Here is a 20,098-nt window from a genome sequence, read left to right on the forward strand (position 1 = left end):
TCGAATTACTTAGCTAGTCTAAGTTAGCTTGTCTAAGCTTTGGAAGCCGGAGGCGTGTCTCCTCCGTCACACCGGATCATGGCGCGCCCGGTCACGGCGCGCACCGTAGGCTGCCCGCATGGCGATGGAGACCACGGCCGAATCCCCCGTCCCGGTGCGGACGGTCCTGCAGGCGGTGAGCGGCTGGATCGGCAGGCTCGGCCGCATCTGGGTCGAGGGCCAGATCACCGATCTCAACGCGCGCGGCGGCACGGTCTACGTCACGCTGCGCGACCCGGTGGCGAACATGTCGGTCCGGGTCGTCGGGCCGCGCGCCGTGTTCGAGGCGGCCGGGCCCGCCGTCGCCGACGGCGCCCGCGTGGTCGTGCACGCCAAGCCCGACTTCTGGATCAACAGGGGGACGTTCTCGCTCAGCGTCCTCGAAGTCCGCCCGGTCGGCGTCGGTGAGCTGCTGGCCCGGCTGGAGCGGCTCAAGGGCGTGCTGGCGGCGGAGGGCCTGTTCCGGCCGGAGCGCAAGCGGCCGCTCCCGTTCCTGCCCGGCAAGATCGGGCTGATCTGCGGGCGCGACTCCGACGCCGAGCACGACGTCCTGCAGAACGCGCGGCGGCGGTGGCCCGCCGTCGCGTTCCGGGTGGAGAACACCGCCGTGCAGGGCACCTACGCGGTCGGCGAGGTGATGGAGGCGCTGCGCGCGCTCGACGCCGACCCCGAGGTCGACGTGATCGTCATCGCCCGCGGCGGCGGCGCCATGGAGGACCTGCTGCCCTTCTCCGACGAGGCGCTCGTCCGCGCGGTCGCCGCCGCCCGCACCCCGGTGGTCAGCGCGATCGGCCACGAGCAGGACTCCCCCATCCTCGACCTCGTCGCGGACGTGCGGGCGTCCACCCCGACGGACGCGGCGAAGAAGACCGTCCCGGACGTGCGGGAGCAGCTCCAGCTCGTCCGGCAGCTGCGGGACCGGGGACGGCGCTGCCTGTCCGGGGCCGTCGAGCGGGAGCTGGCCTGGCTCGCGGCGGTCCGCTCGCGGCCCGCGCTGGCCGACCCGGTGCGCGAGGTCGAGCGGCAGTCCGAGCAGGTCGCGGCGCTGCGCGACCGCGCGCGGCGGTGCCTGTCCGGCGCCCTCGACCGGGCCGGGGACGAGCTGTCGCACACCCGCGCCCGGCTGCTCGCCCTGTCCCCCGCCGCGACGCTGGACCGCGGGTACGCGATCGTCCAGCGCGAGGACGCCTCGGTCGTGCGGGAGCCCGCGGAGGTCAAGGACGGCGAGCGGCTGCACGTCCGGCTCGCCGGAGGCCGCCTCGGGGTGACCGTGGCCGAGCGCGGGGAGCCATAGGGTGGGTCGGGTGGCCGAGGACAAGGAGACGGCGGACAAGCCGTCGTACGAGCAGGCGCGGGACGAGCTGGCGGACGTCGTCAGGCGGCTGGAGGCGGGCGGCCTGACGCTGGAGGAGTCCCTCGCGCTGTGGGAGCGGGGCGAGCGGCTCGCGGCCGTCTGCGAGGAGTGGCTGGAGGGCGCGCGGGCACGGCTCGCCGCGGCGCTGGACCGCCCGGAGAACGGCGACGCCCCGGCGCCCTTCTAAGAGCGCGGCGCCCTTCTAAGAGCCCGGTGTCGCGGTCGCCGACGGGGTGAGGCCGCCGCTCTTGGCCTGCGGCTTGAGCGCGGCGGCGAGGATCCCGAGCTCCGCGTAGGACGCGGTGCCGGTGACGACGAGGCTCGTCCCGTCCGGGAGGGTGCGGGCGAGGGTGTTGGCCTTCTTGCCCTTGTTGAGGTACGTCGTCCAGGCGACGCCGTTCACCGTCTGCGTCCCGGTCGGCTTGCTGCTGTTCGCCATGCGCGGGACGAACTCCGACGCCTTCTCGTTGCTCTGCTCCAGCGCCGCGTACTCGTCGCTCGGCGTCACGAACCCGAGGTGCCAGGCGACGGGCTCCTTCCCGCCGGAGCCGAGCCCGGTCAGCCGGGAGCTGGTCGGACGCCACGCCGACGGCAGCCCCTCCGGCGCGTGCACGGTGTAGGGCGCGTCGCTGCGCATCGCCCAGAGCTGCGAGCCGTAGTCGACGGACTGCTCGACCTCGCTCTCGCTGCGCGGCGTGATCAGGTAGATCGCGAGGACGAGCACCAGGCAGGCGCCCATCGCCATCGCGAAGCCGCCGAGCCCGGTGGTCAGCCGCTTGTGCACGGCCGGGCTCACCTCGACCACGGGCCGCCCGCCGGAGGCGCCCTCCGGCGGCGCGTCGCCCGCGCCCGCGGCGGCGTCGGCGGCCTCGGCGGCGGCGGGTTCGGCGTCCGGGACGGAGGACGGGGTCTTGTCGGTCACCCCTCCAGCATCCCGCACGGTCAGCCCCGTCCCGTACGGGGGTTCCTGATCGTGCCGACGATGGCCATGATCTCGCCCGCGAGGCGGCGCGCGGCGTCCTCGTCGTCCATCAGGGAGATCTCCGAGACCGCGCCCGCCATCGCGCCGGTCAGCACCATGACCAGGGCCTCGTCCACGCCGCCGTCGGCGGTGTGGAACAGGGCGGCGTTGCGGCGCGCCCACTTGCCGAGCCGCTGCCGCATGACCCGGTCGAAGCCGGGCGGGCCGTCGCCGGAGATGAACAGCCGGGACACGTGCCGCTGCTCCAGGCACCCGTCGAGGTAGGCGCCCGCGCCCGCGATGAACTGCCGCATCGGGTCGGTCTCGCCCGCCTCCCGGACGGCGTTGATCGCCTTGCGGGTGCGCTCCTGCTGCCCCGCCTGGAACTCCTCGAACAGCGTCAGGTACAGGTCGGCCTTGCCGTTGAAGTGGTGGTACAGGCTGCCGACGCTCGCGCCGGCCCTGGCGACGATGTCGGTCACCGCGGCCTGGGCGAAGCCCGACTCGCAGAAGACGTCCCGGGCCGCGGCCAGCAGGGCGCCGCGCGTGGCCGCCCCGCGATCGGAGGTGCGCGCGGGGGTGTCGGCGGTGGCCGCGTCCCCGTTCCGCGTCACCTCACCGGACGGCACGTCGATGTGGCTGCTCATGATGCCTGAGATTACGCCCTCTCCCAGGGGGAAACGATCCCTTGCCCGGGCGACCGTCAAATCCGTCTCGGGGCCGTACGTGGCCATCCGTGCCGGTACGCACCGCGGTGCGGCTGGTCTGGTCCAATTTGTTGCCGGACGTCCGGCCCACGGAGAATCCGACTGACCACCGACCGAAAGGGCCGCGCCGCCATGCACGATGCCGTGTCCAACCCCGCCTCCGCCGCCGCCTCCGCCGGCGCCGTCTCCGCCCCCGCCGAGGAGACCGGCGTCTCGTCCCCGCTCGCGACCGAGCCCGCGGCGCCGGACCGCAACCTCGCGATGGAGCTCGTCCGCGTCACCGAGGCCGCCGCGATGGCCGCCGCCCGCTGGGTCGGGCGGGGCGACAAGAACGGCGCGGACGGGGCCGCCGTGAACGCCATGCGGCAACTGATCAACACCGTGTCCATGCGGGGCGTGGTGGTGATCGGCGAGGGCGAGAAGGACAACGCGCCCATGCTCTACAACGGCGAGGAGGTCGGGGACGGCTCCGGCGCGGAGTGCGACGTCGCGGTCGACCCGGTCGACGGGACGCGGCTGACCGCGCTCGGCATGAGCAACGCGATCGCGGTGCTGTCGGTGGCGCCGCGCGGGTCGATGTTCGACCCGTCCGCCGTGTTCTACATGGAGAAGCTCGTGACCGGCCCGGAGGCGGCGGACGCCGTCGACATCGAGCGGCCGATCGCGGACAACATCCGCGCGATCGCCCGCGCCAAGGGCTCCTCGCCGAACGACGTGACCGTCTGCATCCTGGACCGCCCCCGGCACGAGGGCATCGTCAAGGAGGTCCGGGAGGCGGGCGCGCGGATCAAGTTCATCCTGGACGGCGACGTCGCCGGCGCGATCATGGCGTCCCGGCCCGGCACCGGCGTGGACCTGCTGCTCGGCATCGGCGGCACCCCGGAGGGCATCATCGCGGCGTGCGCGATCAAGGCGCTGGGCGGGGTGATCCAGGGCCGGTTGTGGCCGCAGGACGACGCCGAGCGGCGCAAGGCGACGGAGGCGGGACACGACCTCGGCCGCGTCCTGACCACCGACGACCTCGTGACCTCCGACGACGTGTTCTTCGCCGCGACCGGCATCACCGACGGGGAGCTGGTCGACGGCGTCCGGTACAGCAAGGGCACGGCCGTCACGCACTCGCTCGTGATGCGCTCCCGCAGCGGGACGATCCGGACGATCTCCAGCGAGCACCAGCTCAGCAAGCTGCGTGCCTACAGCGCGATCAACTTCGACACCGCCGTGTAGGCCCCGGGGCGCGCGGCGGCTAGCGGCCGCGGCCGAGGCGGCCCCGCACGCGCGAGCGCAGCGTCCGCTTCGGCGTCCGCACCCGCACCGACCCGAAGATCAGCGTGCCGCCGACCTCGATCGTCGGCCCCTCGGCCGCCGGGCGGGCGCGCAGGTCGCGGGTGCTGAGGATGGTGCGGCCGGTGACGTCGACGCGGACGCCGTCCGGCACGAGCAGCCTGATCCGCCCGCCGAGCACGAGGGAGTCGACGACGATGTGGCGCCGCTGCAGGACGGCCTCGCGCAGGTCGAGCTCGACCGTCCCGAACATGGCGAGCAGGGGGAGCTTCACGGGGACGACCCAGCGCCCGTCGCGGCGGGTGCGTCCGAAGAAGACCGAGACGGGGCGGTCGTCCACCAGGATGGGCTGGGCCTCCGCCGGGATGAGGTCGGCGGTGAGCCCGGTCAGCTCGCCGAGCGTGCGGGCGGCGAAGGCGCGTCCCGCGCGGTCGGCGTGCTCGTCGGCGGTGAGCCTGCCGTCCGCGAGGGCCTCGCCGAGGACGGCGGCGACCCGCTCGCGGTCGGCGTCGGACGCGCGCAGGTCGCGCACGGGCGTCGCCTTCCCGGCCGCGGGGCGGGGCCGGTCTTCGGGGTGGGGCACACCAGAAGGTTAGCCGCCGCGCCGGGCCGGGGCCCCACCGGAAAACGGTTGGGGTTATGTCAACGAATTTTCCTACTGTAAGGGCATGACCTTGCAACGTGCGCGGATCGCCGCCGCCCAGGCGAGCTCCGGCGCGGCGGCGATCAGCCTCCGCGGCGTGGTGAAACGGTTCGGCGACTTCACCGCCGTGGACGGGCTGGACCTGGAGGTCCCCACCGGCGTCTGCCTCGGCCTGCTCGGCCCGAACGGGGCCGGGAAGTCGACCACGATGAAGATGCTGACCGCGCAGGCGATCGCGGACGAGGGCGAGATCGAGGTGCTGGGGTTCGGCGTCCCGCGCGAGTCGAAGCGGGCGCGGGCGGCGATGGGCGTCGTCCCGCAGCAGGACAACCTGGACGAGGAGCTGACCGCCCGCGAGAACCTGGAGGTGTTCGCGCACCTGTACCGGGTGCCGCGGAAGGCGCGGCGGCAGGCCGTGGACGACGCGCTGGAGATCGCGCACCTGACCGGGCGGCAGTTCACGAAGGTGGACGACCTGTCCGGCGGCATGCGGCGGCGGCTGCTGATCGCGCGGGGGCTCGTGCACCGTCCCGCCCTGGTGCTGCTGGACGAGCCGACCGTCGGCCTCGACCCGCAGGTCAGGGCCGAGCTGTGGGGCCTGATCGACGGGCTGCGGGCGCGCGGGACGACCGTCCTCATGTCCACGCACTACATCGAGGAGGCGGAGCGGCTGGCGGACGAGTGCGCGCTGATGTCGCACGGCCGGGTGATCGCCCGGGGCTCGCCCGCCGACCTCGTCGCCGAGTACGCGGGCGACCGGGTCGTCGAGCACTACGGGCCGCCGGACCGGCTGACGGAGGTGGAGCGGCTGGCGCGGGCGTCCGGGCTGCCGACCCGCCGCACCGGCCCGTCGGTGTCGGTGCTGAAGGCCGAGTCGATCCCGCCGTCCCTGGAGGACGAGCTGGGCCCGGACGGCGTCCGCCGCGCCGCCAACCTGGAGGACGTGTTCGTGGTGCTGACTGGGGAGCGAGTGGAATGAGCGAAGCGAACCGGGGGTGCGGGGGGTCGTCCCCCCGCGGGGAGCGGGAATGAGCGTCCAGACTGAGCGGGCGCCGCGGTTGCGGCGGTTCGAGATGGCGCCGGTGCGGGGCATCTGGCGGCACGAGCTGGCCCTCTACAAGCGGTACTGGAAGTCGCAGTCGTTCGCCTCGATGGTGGAGCCGACGTTCTTCCTGCTCGCGTTCGGCTACGGGTTCGGCTCGATGGTCGCGGTGATCGGGAACTACCGGTACCTGGACTTCGTCGCGACCGGCGTGGTCGGGACGGCCGCGCTGTTCACGTCGGTGTTCCCGGGGATGTTCAACGGCTACATCAGGCGCGTGTTCCAGCACACCTACGACGGGATGCTGGCCGCGCCGGTGGACGTCCACGAGCTGGTCACGGGCGAGGCGCTGTGGATCGCGGCGAAGTCGGCGGTGTACTCGTGCACGCCGATCGTCGTCGGCATGTTCTTCGGCCTCGACCCGGCGCCGGGGATGCTGCTCGTCCCGTTCGTGACGTTCTTCACCGCGCTCGGGTTCGGGCTGTTCGGCATGTGGACGTCGTCGGTCGTCCCGTCGATCAACTCGTTCGACTACGTGATCACCGGGGTCGTGACGCCGCTGTTCCTGATCGCCGGGACGTTCTTCCCGATCGACTCGCTGCCGGAGTGGGCGCAGAAGGTCTCCTACCTCAACCCGCTCTACCACTGCGTGGAGCTGGTCCGGGACGCGGTCTTCGGCCTCGACCCGCTGGCCGACCTCGGGCATCTCGCCGGGCTGATCGCGTTCGCCGCGCTGATGTGGCTGATCGCCGTGCGCGGGATGCGCCGGCGGCTCATCGCCTGACGGTCCGGGACCGGTCCCGGACGGGGCGTTGACCTGTGCCGTAACCTGTCCCTACGCTGACGCGAATCTTATTCACGTTGCGCGGCGGAGAAGGGCGGGGCGGCATGGGCGAGGGCAGCCGCACGGGCCGGGCGGTCACCGGACGGGACCGCCGGGCCCGGTCCGCCGCGTACGCGGCGTTCGCGGTCCAGGGGCTCTGTTTCGCCTCGCTCGTCACGCAGGTCCCGCGGATCCAGGACTCGCACCGGCTCAGCGACGCGACGCTGTCGCTGGTGCTGCTGATGGTGCCGCTGATCGCCGGGGTGGGCAGCGTCGCGTCCGGGGCGCTGTTCGCGCGGTTCGGCAGCGGTCCGGTGCTGCGCGCGTCCCAGCCCGCCGTCGCCGTCACGATCGCGCTGATCGGCCTCACCGGCGACAACGACGCGGCCCTCTACGCGGCGGTCGCGGCGTTCGGGCTGTTCGTCGGGGCCGTGGACGCGTCCATGAACGCGCAGGCCGTCGCGGTCGAACGGCGGTACGGGGTCAGCCTGATCACCGGCTTCTACGCGGTGTGGAGCGTCGCCGGGATCCTCGGCGGGCTGTGGGCGTCCCTCACCAACAAGATCGATCTGCCGCTGTTCGCCGGTTTCGCGATCGCCGCCGGGGTGGGGGCCGTCGCGTCGCTCGCCACCGGGCGCGGGCTCTACCGGCGCGCCGAGGAGGGCGACGGGCCGACCGCCGCCGAGCTGAAGGCCGCCGGACGCCGGGTGCCGTGGCGGCCGATCCTCGTCGTCGGCGCCGCGATGGCCGTCGCCTACCTCGCCGACTCCGCGATCTCCAGCTATGGCGCCAAGTACCTGGACGACGAGCTGTCCGCGAGCGACTGGGTCGCGCCGCTCGGCTACGTCGCCTACCAGGTCACGATGGTGGTGAGCCGGGCGGTCGCGGACCTCGCCGTCCGGCGGTCGGGGGCGGTGCGGGTCGTCCGGCTCGGCGGGGCGGTGGGGCTCGCCGGGATGGCGGGCGTGGTGGCGGCGCCGAACGCCGCCGTCGCGATCGCCGCGTTCGCGGTCGCGGGGCTCGGGCTGAGCGTGATCGCCCCGGTGTCCTTCTCCGCCGCCGGACGCGTCGACCCGACCGGCCTCGGCGTGGCCGTCGCCCGCGTGAACGTCTTCAACTACGTCGGGTTCGTGCTGGGCGCGGCCGTGGTCGGGGCGATCGCGCCGCTCAGCGCCGACCACGGGCTGCGGATCGCGTTCGTCGTCCCGGCGGCGCTGGTCCTGGTCGTGTTCGCGACGGCGCGGGGCTTCGCCCCGGACCCGGTCGAGGGGGCGCGGCCCGACGCACCGGCGATGGAGCGTCCGATGGCGTGACGCGTGCGCGAGGGCCCTCGCCCGCGCCGGAGCGCGGGCGGGGGCCCTCGGGCGTGCGGGTCAGGCGTCTTCGAGGGCTTTGATCGCGCGCTCGCCCTCGGCCTGGGCCTGTTCCGGCGTCAGGTCGGTCAGGGCGCGGCTCAGCGCCACCTCGGCGGCGTCGGCCGCCGCCCGCAGCGTGACGGCGTGCTCCTGCGCCCTTTCGAGGTCGCCCAGGCCGACGCAGTCGAAGGCCACCTGCGCGTCGTGGCCCGCCATCTTGAGCTGCCGCGCGGCCTCTTCCAGACTCATGCATACCTCCTACACCGGGGATGCTGTTCCTACCCCCGAGCACCGCCCGCAACCGCTTGACCCAGCAGTTGCGCGGCCTTGACCAGGCGGCTCTCCGGCAGCCGCGCGTAGCCGAGCACGAGCGCGGGCGCCGCGCCGTCCGCCCGGCCGTGCGACCACGTCGAACGCGCGCCCGCGACCGACACCCCGGCGCGCAGCGCGGCCTCGACGACGGCCTCCTCGTCGCACCCGGCGGGCAGTTCCACGTAGAGGTGGATACCCGCCGACACGCCGCGAACCGCCGCGTCCGGCAGGTGGACGGCGAGCGCGTCCGCCAGCGCGTCCCGCCGCGCCCGGTAGCGGCGCCGCATGGTGCGCAGATGCCGGTCGTAGCCGCCCGACCTGAGGAACTCGGCGAGCGCGTGCTGCTCCAGGACGGGCGCGCCGAGGTCGGTCACGCCGCGGTGGGCGGTGAGCCGCTCGGCCACCCGCGGCGGCGCGACCGCCCAGCCGAGGCGCAGCGCCGGGGCCAGCGACTTGCTCACCGAGCCGAGCAGGACGACCCGGTCCGGGTCGACGCCCTGCAGGCAGCCGACCGGCTCGCGGTCGTAGCGGAACTCGGCGTCGTAGTCGTCTTCCAGGACGAGTCCGTCCACGTCGCGCGCCCAGGCGATGAGCTGCGCCCGCCGGGGCGCCGACAGCACGACCCCGGTCGGGAACTGGTGCGCGGGCGTGACGAGGACGGCCCGCGCCCCGGTCCGGGCGAGCGCGGCGACGTCCAGCCCGTCGCCGTCGACGGGGACGCGGACGATCCGTAGCCCGGACGCCTCCAGCATCGGGAGCTGCCGGTCGCTCGTCGGGTCCTCGACCGCGAGGACCGTGTGCCCGGTGGCGCGCAGCAGCCGCAGCAGCGCGGACAGCCCGTGCGCCACCCCGTTCATGATCACGACGCGGGACGGGTCGGCGTGCGCCGCGCGGACCCGGCCGAGGTACCCGGCGAGCTCGGCGCGCAGGACGCCGACGCCGCCCGGGTCCGGGTAGGCGAGCGCGTCGTGCGGCAGCGTGCGCAGCGCGGCGCGGGCGGCGGCGAGCCAGCGCTCCCGGGGGAACGCCGACAGGTCGGGCTTGCTCGGCCACAGGTCGTACTGGACCACGGGCTCCGGGGTGGCGTCGCACGACGGGTGCCGGACGCGCCGCGGCGCCGGGCCGGGTTCGTCCGGACGGGCCAGCGGCGCGACGCGGGTGCCGTCCCCGCGCCGCGCGACGAGGAACCCCTCGGCGGTGAGCTGCTCGTAGGCGGCGACGACGACGCCGCGCGAGACGTCCAGGTCGCGCGCCAGGTCGCGGCTCGACGGCAGCCGGGTCCCGGCGGTGAGCCGGCCGGACCGGACGGCGGCGCGGAAGCCGGCGGCGATCTGGGCCGCCAGCCGCCCGGCGGTCCGGTCGAGCGGGAGATGAAGGTCGGTCACATGACTCTCAGCGTCAGGACGGAGTGCGCGCGTCACCACACGGCGTTTGGTCCATGTCGGCACGCGCCGATTGGCCCTTCTGCATGGACCAACCGCCTTCTAGCGTTCCATTCCATGAACAGTGCGTACAAACGCGGCCTGGCGGGCGCCGGGACCGCGATGTTCCTCGTCGGGACGCTGACCGCCGTGTCGGCGACCATCTCGGACTACCCGGTCTTCGGCGGGCAGGCGGCCAGGTACGCGGTCGCGGCGCTGATCCTGCTGGCGGTGGCGCGGTTCGCGGGAGGGCGGCCCGAGCGCCCGGCGCTCCGCGACTGGCTGCTGCTCGCCGCGCTCGCCGGGACGGGCCTCGTCGCCTTCAACGTCTGCATCGTCGCCGCCACCAGGGACACGAGCCCGGCCACCATCGGCACCGTGATCGCGGCGGTGCCGATCGTCCTCGCGCTGGCCGGGCCGCTGCAGGAGGGACGGCGGCCGGCGCCCGGGCTCGTCCTGGCGGCGTGCGTGGTGGCGGCCGGGGCCGCGCTCGCCACCGGGTTCGGCGGCGGCAGCGCGCGGGGGCTGCTGCTGTCGCTCGGCGCGCTCGCGGGCGAGGTGTGCTTCTCGCTGCTGGCCGTCCCGCTGCTGCCGCGGCTCGGGCCGCTGCGGGTCTCGGCCTACTCCTCCGCGCTGGCCGCGCCGATGCTGCTCGCGGTCGGCCTCGCCGCGGACGGGACGTCCGCGCTCCGTACCCCGACCGCCGCCGAGCTGGCGGGCTTCGGCTACCTGTCGGTGATCGTCACGACCGTCGCGTTCCTGCTCTGGTACGGCTCGATCGGACGGCTCGGCGCCGACCGCGCCGGGCTGTTCGCGGGCCTGATCCCGGTCAGCGCGGTGGTCACGACGGTCGCGCTCGGGCTGGACCGGCCGGGCCCGGCGGACCTGGCGGGCGCCGCCCTGGTCGCGGCGGGCGTGGTCGTCGGCCTGCGCGCCCGCGGCGACCGGCACGGCCCCCGTGAGTCCGCGGCGCCCGAGCCCGTAACCTGTGAGCCCATACCCTCCTGACACGTCGATCGCGCGAGGAACTGTCTGAGATGCCTGAGTTCGCCCACACCGATCTGCTGCCGCTCGGCCCGGACGAGACCGACTACCGCCTGCTCACCTCCGACGGGGTGTCCACGTTCGACGCGGGCGGGCGGACGTTCCTCCAGGTCGAGCCGGAGGCCCTGCGGCTGCTGACGGAGACGGCGATGCGCGACATCGCGCACCTGCTGCGCCCCGCGCACCTGGCCCAGCTCCGCCGCATCCTGGACGACCCCGAGGCGTCCCCGAACGACCGGTTCGTCGCGCTGGACCTGCTGAAGAACGCGGGCATCGCGTCCGGCGGCGTCCTGCCCATGTGCCAGGACACCGGCACCGCGATCGTGATGGGCAAGCGCGGCCAGCACGTCCTGACGGACGGCGACGACGAGAAGCACCTCTCGCGCGGCGTGTACGACGCGTACACGAAGCTGAACCTGCGCTACTCGCAGATGGCGCCGCTGTCCATGTGGGACGAGAAGAACACCGGCAACAACCTCCCCGCGCAGATCGAGCTGTACGCGACCCCGGGCGACGCCTACAAGTTCCTGTTCATGGCCAAGGGCGGCGGCAGCGCGAACAAGTCGTTCCTGTACCAGGAGACGAAGGCCGTCCTGAACCCGAAGCGGATGCTGGCGTTCCTAGAGGAGAAGATCCGCTCCCTGGGCACGGCCGCGTGCCCGCCGTACCACCTGGCGATCGTGGTGGGCGGGACGTCCGCCGAGTACGCGCTGAAGACCGCCAAGTACGCCTCGGCCCACTACCTCGACACGCTGCCGACCGGCGGCTCCCCGCTCGGGCACGGCTTCCGCGACCTGGAGCTGGAGCTCCAGGTGTTCGAGCTGACGCAGAGGCTCGGGATCGGCGCGCAGTTCGGCGGCAAGTACTTCTGCCACGACGTCCGGGTGATCAGGCTGCCGCGGCACGGCGCGTCCTGCCCGGTGGCGATCGCGGTGTCGTGCAGCGCCGACCGGCAGGCCCTCGCCAAGATCACCGCCGAGGGCGTGTTCCTGGAGCGGCTGGAGACCGACCCGGCCCAGTACCTCCCGGACACCACCGACGAGCACCTGAACGACGAGGTCGTCCGGATCGACCTGAACCGCCCGATGGACGAGATCCGCGCCGAGCTGACCCGCTACCCGGTGAAGACCCGGCTGTCGCTGACCGGCCCGCTCGTCGTGGCCCGCGACATCGCGCACGCCAAGATCAAGGAGCGGCTGGACGCGGGCGAGCCCATGCCGCAGTACCTGCGCGACCACGCCGTCTACTACGCGGGACCGGCCAAGACGCCCGAGGGCTACGCGTCCGGCTCGTTCGGCCCCACGACGGCCGGGCGCATGGACTCCTACGTCGAGCAGTTCCAGGCCGCGGGCGGCTCGCTCGTCATGCTCGCCAAGGGCAACCGGTCCAAGCAGGTCACGGACGCGTGCAAGGAGCACGGCGGCTTCTACCTCGGCTCCATCGGCGGCCCGGCCGCCCGCCTCGCCCAGGACTGCATCAAGAAGGTGGACGTCCTGGAGTACCCGGAGCTCGGCATGGAGGCCGTCTGGAAGATCGAGGTCGAGGACTTCCCCGCCTTCATCGTCGTGGACGACAAGGGCGAGGACTTCTTCGCCGACACGAGCGGGCCCGTCCTCACCATCGGAAGGCGCTGAACTCCCTGGCGGGGAGGCCCGAAACCGGGGACGGCGAGTTCCGGCTTGACCACCGCTGACGGTTTCTTGCTGGTAGATCACTTTAACGGCCGGAAATCCAAGTTGGTCATGAGGTCTCGCGGATGACCGCCTGGCCACTCCGGTATCTTTTCCGCCATGTCACAGTCAGAGCGCCTCGTTCTAGCGACGCGCTACCGGCTGGTCTCGGAGATAGGTCAGGGTGCCAACGGCACCGTGTGGAGAGGGCACGACGAGCTCCTCGATCGCGCCGTGGCGATCAAGGAGCTGCGGCTCCCCGAGAACCTCTCCGAGAACGACCGGGTGGTCTTCTACCGCCGCACCCTCCGGGAGGCGCGCGCGCCCGCTCAGCTGCGCACGCACTCCATCGTCGAGGTGTACGACGTGGTCATCGAGCAGGGCCGGCCCTGGATCGTGATGGAGATGATCGAGGCGCCGAGCCTCGAACAGCTCATCGAGCGCTCGGGCCCGCTGCCGCCCGAGCGGGTCGCGCACATCGGCCGCGCCCTGCTGGACGCCCTCAGCACCGCGCACAAGGCCGGGATCGTCCACCGCGACCTCAAGCCCAGCAACGTCCTGCTGGACGGCGACCGCGTCGTCCTCACCGACTTCGGGCTCGCGTTCTCGTCCGGCTCGGCGAGCCTGACGAAGACGGGCCACTTCATGGGCTCGCCCGCGTACGTGGCGCCCGAGGTCGCCGCCGGGGAGAAGGCCACCCCGCGCTCGGACCTGTGGTCCCTCGGCGCGACGATGTACGCCGCGCTGGAGGGCCGCCCGCCGTTCGAGCGCGAGAACGTGATGGCGACGCTCAGCGCGCTCGCGAACGAGTCGACGCCGTCCCCGCAGAACGCGGGCGCGCTCACCTCGGTCGTGACCGGGCTGCTGGAGAAGAACCCGACGCGCAGGCTCAGCCACGCCCGCGCCGTCGACCGGCTGGAGCGTGCCCTGGCCGGGCCGCGGACCGGCCGCCGCCCGCCGACGCCCCGCTACCGGGTGATGGTCGTGATCGGGCTGATCGGCGCGACCGTCGCGTCCTGCGGGATCGGCGCCACCGCGCTGATCGTCGGGATGATGAGGGAGAGCCCCGGGCCGTCGCCGACCGAGGCGTCGACCCCGGCGGGCGGCGTGCAGGACGTCCCGGCAGGCGTCGCCACCAGCACGCTCGTCGTCCGCGCCCGCAACTCCGCCTGCAAGATCTTCGTGTCGGTCCCGGGCGGCGCCGTGCTCAGCGACGAGACCCTGCGCGAGAGCGAGGCCCGCCAGTACGACCAGCCCCGGATCAACGCGGTCATCTACGACGCGTCCGCCTGCGACGTCTGGGTCAACGGCCTGCGCAAGCCCCTCGGCACCCCCGGCGAGCGCCGCAGCTACGCCCTCAACAAGGAGTGACCCGCGAGGAGTGAGGAGCCTCACCCCGGGGAATGCGTGAGCCACCCGCCTGGCTGCCATGAAGGACGGCGGTGAACGCTAGGGGAGGCTTCCGATGGACGAGCAGGAGTTCCGGGTCGAGCACGACTCGATGGGCGAGGTCCGGGTCCCGGCGGCGGCGAAGTGGCGGGCGCAGACGCAGCGCGCGGTGGAGAACTTCCCGATCTCCGGGCGGACGCTGGAGGCGGCGCACATCGCCGCGCTCGGCCGGATCAAGGCCGCGGCGGCGGTCGTCAACGCCGAGCTCGGCGTGCTGGACGCGGACGTCGCGGCGGCGATCGCCGAGGCGGCCCGGGAGGTCGCCGACAACCGGTGGGACGACCAGTTCCCCGTCGACGTGTTCCAGACCGGGTCGGGGACGTCGTCCAACATGAACGCGAACGAGGTCGTCGCGACGCTGGCGGAGGAGCGGCTCGGCCGTCCGGTCCATCCGAACGACCACGTGAACGCCTCTCAGTCGTCGAACGACGTGTTCCCCTCGTCCATCCACATCGCGGCGACCTCGTCCGTCCTGAACGAGCTGACGCCCGCCCTGCGCCATCTGCACGCCGCGCTCGCCCGCAAGGCGGACGAGTTCGCGACCGTGGTGAAGTCCGGCCGCACCCACCTGATGGACGCGACGCCCGTCACGCTCGGCCAGGAGTTCGGCGGGTACGCGGCGCAGGTCGCGCGCGGCGTGGAGCGGCTGGAGGCCGTCCTGCCGCGGCTCGCGGAGCTGCCCCTCGGCGGGACGGCGGTCGGCACCGGGATCAACACCCCGCCGGGCTTCGCGGCGCGGGTGATCGCGGAGATCGTCCGGGAGACCGGGCTGCCGCTGACCGAGGCCCGCGACCACTTCGAGGCGCAGGGCGCCCGGGACGGCCTCGTCGAGACGAGCGGCGCGCTCCGCACCATCGCGGTGAGCCTCACCAAGATCGCCAACGATCTGCGCTGGATGGGGTCGGGCCCGCGGGCCGGGCTCGCCGAGGTCCGGCTGCCCGACCTGCAGCCCGGCTCGTCGATCATGCCGGGCAAGGTGAACCCGGTGATCCCGGAGGCGGTGGCGCAGGTCGCCGCGCAGGTCGTCGGGAACGACGCGGCGGTCGCGTTCGGCGGGGCCTCCGGCAGCTTCGAGCTGAACGTGATGCTGCCGATGCTGGCCCGCAACGTGCTGGAGTCGGTCGCGCTGCTGGCGAACGCGTCGCGGCTCCTCGCCGACCGCTGCGTGGACGGCATCGAGCCCGACGTCGAGCGGCTGCGCGAGTACGCCGAGTCGTCCCCGTCGATCGTGACGCCGCTCAACCGGTACATCGGGTACGAGGAGGCGGCCAAGGTCGCCAAGCAGGCGCTGCGGGAGCGCCGGACGATCCGCGAGGTCGTCCTCGAACGCGGCTACGTCGCGGACGGGAGGCTGACCGTCGAGCAGTTGGACGAGGCGCTCGACGTGCTCGGCATGACCCGCCCGCCGAGCGCCTAGCCCGCGTCTAGTACCAGCCCGCCGACTGGAAGTGCGACCAGCCGCCGCACGGCGTCTTGTAGCGGCTCTTGATGTAGCCGAGCCCCCACTTGATCTGCGTGGTGGCGTTGTTCTGCCAGTCGGGGCCGGCGCTCGCCATCTTCGAGCCGGGCAGCGCCTGCGGGATGCCGTACGCGCCGGACGGGTTCGCGGCGTGCGTGTTCCAGCCGCTCTCCCTGTTCCACAGGTTCACGAGGCAGCCGAACTGGCCGGAGCCGCCGAAGCCGTAGCTCGGCAGGAGGCCCTTCGCGATCCGCTGCGCCTCGCCCGCCGGGACGGGGTCGCCGGTCGGCCCGCCGCCGGTGCCGCCCCCGCCGCCCGGCTTCGGCGTCTTCGTGGGGAGCGGCTTGCCCTTCGGCAGCAGGGACGGGCCCTTGCCGCCGTCCTCGCGCGTCTCGCGGGAGGCGCGCTCCAGCGCGAGCTGCCGCCGCTGCTCCTCCAGCACCTTCGGGTCGACCTTCGGCGCCGCCGCGTCGGCGAGCTGCTTGGTCGGCCGGACGGTCTGCGTGCCGTCGTCGGAGCCGCCGCCGGTCAGCGCGAGCGCGCCGGCGGTCGCGCCGCCGAGCACGACCGCGGCGCCCGCCGCGATCGCGGCGATCCGCACCCCGTTGCGCCTGCCCGCGCCGCCGCCGGAGCGGCCCGCGCGGCGCGGCGCCGGGCCGCGCGAGGTGATCTCGTCGCGGTCCCCGGGTCCGGAGCCGCCGCCGAGCGGCTCGGCGGGCGGCGCCGCCTCGAAGCCGAACGTGTCGCCGGAGGGCGCGCTACCGGAGGGCGCGCCGCCGGTCCGGGGCCGCTCGCCCGCGACCTTGACGTCGTCCTCGTGCGGGGCGGCGGGCGCGGCGAGGGTGTCCTGGGCGGCGGGCTGCGCCTGGGTGACCAGGGGCACCTCGGCCGGGTGCCGCGCCTGGTCGGAGGTCGGGGAGGGAGCCGCCGCCCGCCACGGCTCCGCGGTGTCGAAGCTCTGTCGATCGTCTCGCCTAGGGGACCCTGGACGGTCTCCGTACAAGGCGGTCCTTCCGACGGTCGCACGCGCATGGACACGCGCACGAGGTGCCTCACCCCCGGTCCGCGTGCCGCCGGGCGGCTCCGGACCAGGGCCGGCGCCCGTCCGTCGCGCGCGTTCGTTCAGGGGGGCGCGCTCCGGCCCGGCACCGCTCGGGGGTGCTTACGGGGAGACACAATGCCCGAGGCCGTGGGAGGCTCCGCAACCGAAACGAGACAAATGCTTCCGCCGGGACGCTTGTCAACTCGCCCGGCCGGGCGCCGAAACCGCGACCAGACCAGGGGATCTCCCCGATCACCCCGCAACCTGTGACCTTCATCACAAGAGCACGAAATGCTCCAAGGTGATCACGATGAGTGGCGAAATAGGCGCATGTCCGGAAACGCGGACCCCGGCCGTCCATGGACGCGGACGGCCGGGGCGCGGCCGGCCGAGGGTCAGCCGACGTCGCCGAGCAGGTCGGTGACCAGCGCGGCGATCGGCGACCGCTCCGAGCGCGTCAGCGTCACGTGCGCGAACAGCGGATGGCCCTTCAGCTTCTCCACCACGGCGGCGACCCCGTCGTGCCGTCCGACCCGGAGGTTGTCGCGCTGCGCCACGTCGTGGGTCAGGACGACCCGCGACCCCGCCCCGATCCGGGACAGGACGGTCAGCAGCACGCCGCGCTCCAGCGACTGGGCCTCGTCCACGATCACGAACGCGTCGTGCAGCGACCGGCCGCGGATGTGGGTGAGCGGCAGGACCTCCAACATGTCACGGTCCACAACTTCCTCGATGACCTCGGGAGTGGTGACCGCCGACAGGGTGTCGTACACCGCCTGAGCCCAGGGCGACATCTTCTCGTTCTCGGTGCCCGGCAGGTAGCCGAGCTCCTGCCCGCCGACCGCGTACAGGGGGCGGAACACCACGACCTTGCGGTGCTTGCGGCGCTCCATCACGGCCTCCAGGCCCGCGCAGAGCGCGAGGGCGGACTTGCCGGTGCCGGCGCGGCCGCCGAGGGAGACGATGCCGACGTCGTCGTCCATCAGCAGGTCGAGCGCGATCCGCTGCTCGGCGGACCGGCCGCGCAGCCCGAACGTCTCCCGGTCGCCGCGCACCAGCCTCACGGACTTGTCGGGCATCGTCCGGGCGAGGGCGGAGCCGCGCTCGGACAGCAGCCGGAGCCCGGTGTGGCAGGGCAGGTCGCGGGCCTCCTCGATGTCGGTCGTCCCGGTCTCGTACAGCTCTTCGACGAGCGCGGCGGGGACCTCGATCTCCCGCATGCCCGTCCAGCCGGACTCGACGACGGCGAGCTCCGCCCGGTACTCCTCGGCCGCGAGGCCCACCGCGGACGCCTTCACCCGCATCGGCAGGTCCTTGGAGACGAGGACGACGTCGCGCCCCTCGCGCGCCAGCCACGCCGCGACCGACAGGATCCGCGTGTCGTTGTCGCCGAGCCGGAACCCGTCCGGCAGGACGGCCGGGTCGGAGTGGTTCAGCTCGACCCGGAGCGTTCCTCCCTGGTCGCCGACCGGTCCCTCCACGGAGACGGCCTCGTCCAGCCGGCCGTGCCGGACGCGCAGGTCGTCCAGCAGGCGGAGGGCCTGCCGGGCGAAGTACCCGAGCTCTGGGTGGTGCCGCTTGGCCTCCAGCTCGGAGATGACGACGATGGGGAGTACGACCTCGTGCTCGGCGAACCGGGTCACGGCCCCTGGGTCGGCGAGCAGGACGCTGGTGTCGAGGACGTACGTGCGCCGGTCCGGGACGTCCGTCCCGGAAGGGTTCCCAGGCAGGCTGGGACGGCGCGCGGAGGATGTGGCCACTCGATCTCCCTGGTCATGGGGGAACTGCCGGTGGCGCAGGTCCGCCGCGCGGGCGGTGCGGCCGCTTCGCGGCCGTCAGGAACCGTAGCGCCGGTGCCGCGCGGCGTACGAGCGCATCGCCCGGAGGAAGTCGACCTTGCGGAAGTCCGGCCAGTGGACCTCGCAGAAGTAGAACTCCGAGTGCGCGCTCTGCCAGAGCATGAAGCCGGAGAGGCGCTGCTCCCCCGAGGTGCGGATGACCAGGTCGGGGTCGGGCTGGCCGCGCGTGTAGAGATGCTCCGCGATGTGCTCCACGTCGAGGACCTCGGCGAGTTCCTCGATGCTGGTGCCCCGGCTCGCCTGCTCGATGAGCAGTGAGCGCACCGCATCAGCGATCTCACGCCTACCTCCATACCCAACGGCGACGTTCACAATCAGACCGGGTGCGTCAGATGTCGCCTCCCCGGCGTCCTTGAGGACGCGGGCGGTCTTGCCGGGCAGCAGGTCGAGGGCGCCGACGGGCTTCACGTGCCAGCCGTCGTCCGCGAGCTTGCGGACGGTGTTCTCGATGATGTCAAGCAGCGGGTCGAGCTCCGCCGCCGGACGGTTCAGGTTGTCGGTGGACAGCAGCCACAGTGTGACATGCTCGACCCCCGCCTCGGCGCTCCACTGGAGCAGCTCGGAGATCTTCTGGGCGCCGCGCTGGTGCCCGGAGTTGACGTCGGCGAGACCCATCGACCGAGCCCAGCGGCGGTTGCCGTCCAGGATCACGCCGACGTGCCGGGGCGTGATGTCGGTCGGCAGCGACTTCTCGACGCGCCGCTCGTACATCCGGTAGACGACGTCGCGGACGGCCGCGTACGGCCCGCTGCGGCGGATCGCGGCGACGAACGGGCCGCCGTCGTCGGACGGGCGGCGGCGCGCGCGCTCCCCCCGCGAGCCCCGTGCCATCCCGCTGCGCGGCCTTCCCGTACGCCGAACCCCCATGGGCTTCCCTTCGAGCGACCGTCCCTGGCGGGAGAACGCTCAATTATGGCCCGGCCGCGACAGTTTTCCTGCCGTTCCCGTCATGTCAGGCTAACGCGAGGGATGCCGCGGCCGAGGGCGGTGGCCTGCTCCGGCCTGTCCGCGCGGGGCGGGCGGACGCCCACGCCGCCGGGGACCTCGCGGTCCGCCTGGGCCAGCAGCTCGGCGAGGAACCGGGCGAGGTCGGCGGACGTGAGCACGGCGCGCACGCCCCGCCCGCCCGCGCCCCACGCCTCCAGGACGGCCCGCCGCGCGACCCGCCACCGGCCCGCGGCGGACTGCTGCCCGCCGAGCCACAGCGAGGACGTCCGCAGCGCGCAGCGCAGCTCGCCGGTGCTGATCACGTCGCCACGGTCGCGGTAGCGGAACGCGAACAGCTCGGGCTCGCGGGACGGGTCGCCCGGGGACGGGTCGGGGAACCGGTCGTCGGGGTCGGGCCAGCGGGCGGCCTGCGCGGAGCCGTCCGTCCTCGCCTCGGCGACCCGGCGGGCGAGGTCGGCGAGGAAGTACCCGCAGCGCTCCCCCACCGAGCCGAAGGAGTCGCCGTCCCGGCGCAGCTCCAGCGTCACCTCGAAGGGGTTGCCGCCGCGGTCGAGCGAGGCGACCGGGACGACGGCGAGGTCGGAGCCGTCCAGGCAGCGCAGCCCGCGCACCGTCCGACCACCTCCCGATCCCGTCCCGGCCACCGTTTCATGGCACATTAGGCGAGGTCAGGCCCATGATCACAC

19 protein-coding genes are annotated in these 20,098 nt (G+C 73.6%); 10 read left to right on the plus strand and 9 right to left on the minus strand.

Translation table 11 applies throughout. From position 1 onward, the window contains the following. The first annotated feature begins 118 nt into the window (after window positions 1–118). Complete coding sequence (gene xseA / locus ACH01S_RS25280; protein WP_067896347.1) at window positions 119–1,333, plus strand: exodeoxyribonuclease VII large subunit; 1,215 nt, start codon at window positions 119–121, stop codon at window positions 1,331–1,333. Window positions 1,334–1,343: 10 nt separating this feature from the next. After that, on the plus strand, window positions 1,344–1,580 hold the full coding sequence (locus ACH01S_RS25285; RefSeq protein ID WP_067896350.1) for an exodeoxyribonuclease VII small subunit: 237 nt from the start codon (window positions 1,344–1,346) through the stop codon (window positions 1,578–1,580). 15 nt (window positions 1,581–1,595) lie between these two features. Here the strand turns inward: ACH01S_RS25285 and ACH01S_RS25290 are convergent, their stop codons facing one another. Beyond that, window positions 1,596–2,315 carry a DUF4245 domain-containing protein gene (locus ACH01S_RS25290; RefSeq protein ID WP_083981118.1) on the minus strand — a complete coding sequence of 240 codons (720 nt, stop codon included), beginning with the start codon at window positions 2,313–2,315 and terminating at the stop codon, window positions 1,596–1,598. A gap of 20 nt (window positions 2,316–2,335) precedes the next feature. Further along, window positions 2,336–3,001, minus strand: coding sequence for a TetR/AcrR family transcriptional regulator (locus ACH01S_RS25295; protein WP_083981119.1), 666 nt, complete (start codon window positions 2,999–3,001; stop codon window positions 2,336–2,338). 321 nt (window positions 3,002–3,322) lie between these two features. Here ACH01S_RS25295 and glpX point away from each other — a divergent pair, with 321 nt between their 5' ends. Further along, on the plus strand, window positions 3,323–4,288 hold the full coding sequence (gene glpX, locus ACH01S_RS25300; RefSeq protein WP_246236678.1) for a class II fructose-bisphosphatase: 966 nt from the start codon (window positions 3,323–3,325) through the stop codon (window positions 4,286–4,288). Between the two features lie 19 nt (window positions 4,289–4,307). On the opposite strand, the gene ACH01S_RS25305 is transcribed toward glpX, so the two are convergent. Next, complete coding sequence (locus ACH01S_RS25305; protein WP_067896356.1) at window positions 4,308–4,928, minus strand: DUF1707 SHOCT-like domain-containing protein; 621 nt, start codon at window positions 4,926–4,928, stop codon at window positions 4,308–4,310. Between the two features lie 85 nt (window positions 4,929–5,013). Here ACH01S_RS25305 and ACH01S_RS25310 point away from each other — a divergent pair, with 85 nt between their 5' ends. The 3 genes from ACH01S_RS25310 to ACH01S_RS25320 all read left to right on the plus strand — a co-directional run bounded on the left by ACH01S_RS25310 (window position 5,014) and on the right by ACH01S_RS25320 (window position 8,166). Continuing rightward, the gene (locus ACH01S_RS25310; protein ID WP_174564911.1) at window positions 5,014–5,967 is read left to right on the plus strand and encodes an ABC transporter ATP-binding protein; all 954 of its coding nucleotides are present in this window, start codon (window positions 5,014–5,016) and stop codon (window positions 5,965–5,967) included. A gap of 49 nt (window positions 5,968–6,016) precedes the next feature. Continuing rightward, complete coding sequence (locus ACH01S_RS25315; RefSeq protein ID WP_067896359.1) at window positions 6,017–6,814, plus strand: ABC transporter permease; 798 nt, start codon at window positions 6,017–6,019, stop codon at window positions 6,812–6,814. 104 nt (window positions 6,815–6,918) lie between these two features. Further along, the gene (locus tag ACH01S_RS25320; RefSeq protein WP_067896362.1) at window positions 6,919–8,166 is read left to right on the plus strand and encodes an MFS transporter; all 1,248 of its coding nucleotides are present in this window, start codon (window positions 6,919–6,921) and stop codon (window positions 8,164–8,166) included. A 60-nt stretch (window positions 8,167–8,226) separates the two neighbouring features. Here the strand turns inward: ACH01S_RS25320 and ACH01S_RS25325 are convergent, their stop codons facing one another. Beyond that, on the minus strand, window positions 8,227–8,457 hold the full coding sequence (locus ACH01S_RS25325) for a hypothetical protein (protein WP_067896365.1): 231 nt from the start codon (window positions 8,455–8,457) through the stop codon (window positions 8,227–8,229). A 29-nt stretch (window positions 8,458–8,486) separates the two neighbouring features. Beyond that, window positions 8,487–9,905, minus strand: a complete 1,419-nt coding sequence (gene pdxR, locus ACH01S_RS25330; protein ID WP_067896367.1) for a MocR-like pyridoxine biosynthesis transcription factor PdxR — start codon at window positions 9,903–9,905, stop codon at window positions 8,487–8,489. A gap of 114 nt (window positions 9,906–10,019) precedes the next feature. Between pdxR and ACH01S_RS25335 the strand changes: the two genes are divergently transcribed. From ACH01S_RS25335 to ACH01S_RS25350, 4 genes are all read left to right on the plus strand, one after another. Next, window positions 10,020–10,949, plus strand: coding sequence for a DMT family transporter (locus ACH01S_RS25335; RefSeq protein ID WP_067896370.1), 930 nt, complete (start codon window positions 10,020–10,022; stop codon window positions 10,947–10,949). Between the two features lie 29 nt (window positions 10,950–10,978). Then, a complete protein-coding gene (locus ACH01S_RS25340; protein ID WP_067896374.1) occupies window positions 10,979–12,619 on the plus strand; it encodes a fumarate hydratase in 1,641 nt (546 codons plus the stop codon). A gap of 156 nt (window positions 12,620–12,775) precedes the next feature. Continuing rightward, on the plus strand, window positions 12,776–14,026 hold the full coding sequence (locus ACH01S_RS25345) for a serine/threonine-protein kinase (RefSeq protein ID WP_083981121.1): 1,251 nt from the start codon (window positions 12,776–12,778) through the stop codon (window positions 14,024–14,026). Between the two features lie 94 nt (window positions 14,027–14,120). Continuing rightward, entirely contained in the window at window positions 14,121–15,521 is a 1,401-nt protein-coding gene (locus tag ACH01S_RS25350; RefSeq protein WP_067896379.1) for a class II fumarate hydratase, read from the plus strand. 7 nt (window positions 15,522–15,528) lie between these two features. Here the strand turns inward: ACH01S_RS25350 and ACH01S_RS42600 are convergent, their stop codons facing one another. The 4 genes from ACH01S_RS42600 to ACH01S_RS25370 form a co-directional block, all read right to left on the minus strand. Next, a complete protein-coding gene (locus tag ACH01S_RS42600; RefSeq protein ID WP_246236621.1) occupies window positions 15,529–16,446 on the minus strand; it encodes an aggregation-promoting factor C-terminal-like domain-containing protein in 918 nt (305 codons plus the stop codon). Window positions 16,447–17,000: 554 nt separating this feature from the next. Beyond that, window positions 17,001–18,365 (minus strand): RNA 5'-3' helicase PhoH2, encoded by a 1,365-nt coding sequence (phoH2, locus tag ACH01S_RS25360; protein WP_067896382.1) that lies wholly within the window; start codon window positions 18,363–18,365, stop codon window positions 17,001–17,003. Between the two features lie 75 nt (window positions 18,366–18,440). Further along, window positions 18,441–19,295 (minus strand): isoprenyl transferase, encoded by an 855-nt coding sequence (locus ACH01S_RS25365; RefSeq protein WP_148344314.1) that lies wholly within the window; start codon window positions 19,293–19,295, stop codon window positions 18,441–18,443. A gap of 116 nt (window positions 19,296–19,411) precedes the next feature. Then, entirely contained in the window at window positions 19,412–20,023 is a 612-nt protein-coding gene (locus ACH01S_RS25370) for a hypothetical protein (RefSeq protein ID WP_067896386.1), read from the minus strand. Window positions 20,024–20,098 lie beyond the last annotated feature (75 nt).

This window comes from Actinomadura chibensis NBRC 106107 (assembly GCF_001552135.1).
Taxonomy (GTDB): Bacteria; Actinomycetota; Actinomycetes; order Streptosporangiales; family Streptosporangiaceae; genus Spirillospora; species Spirillospora chibensis.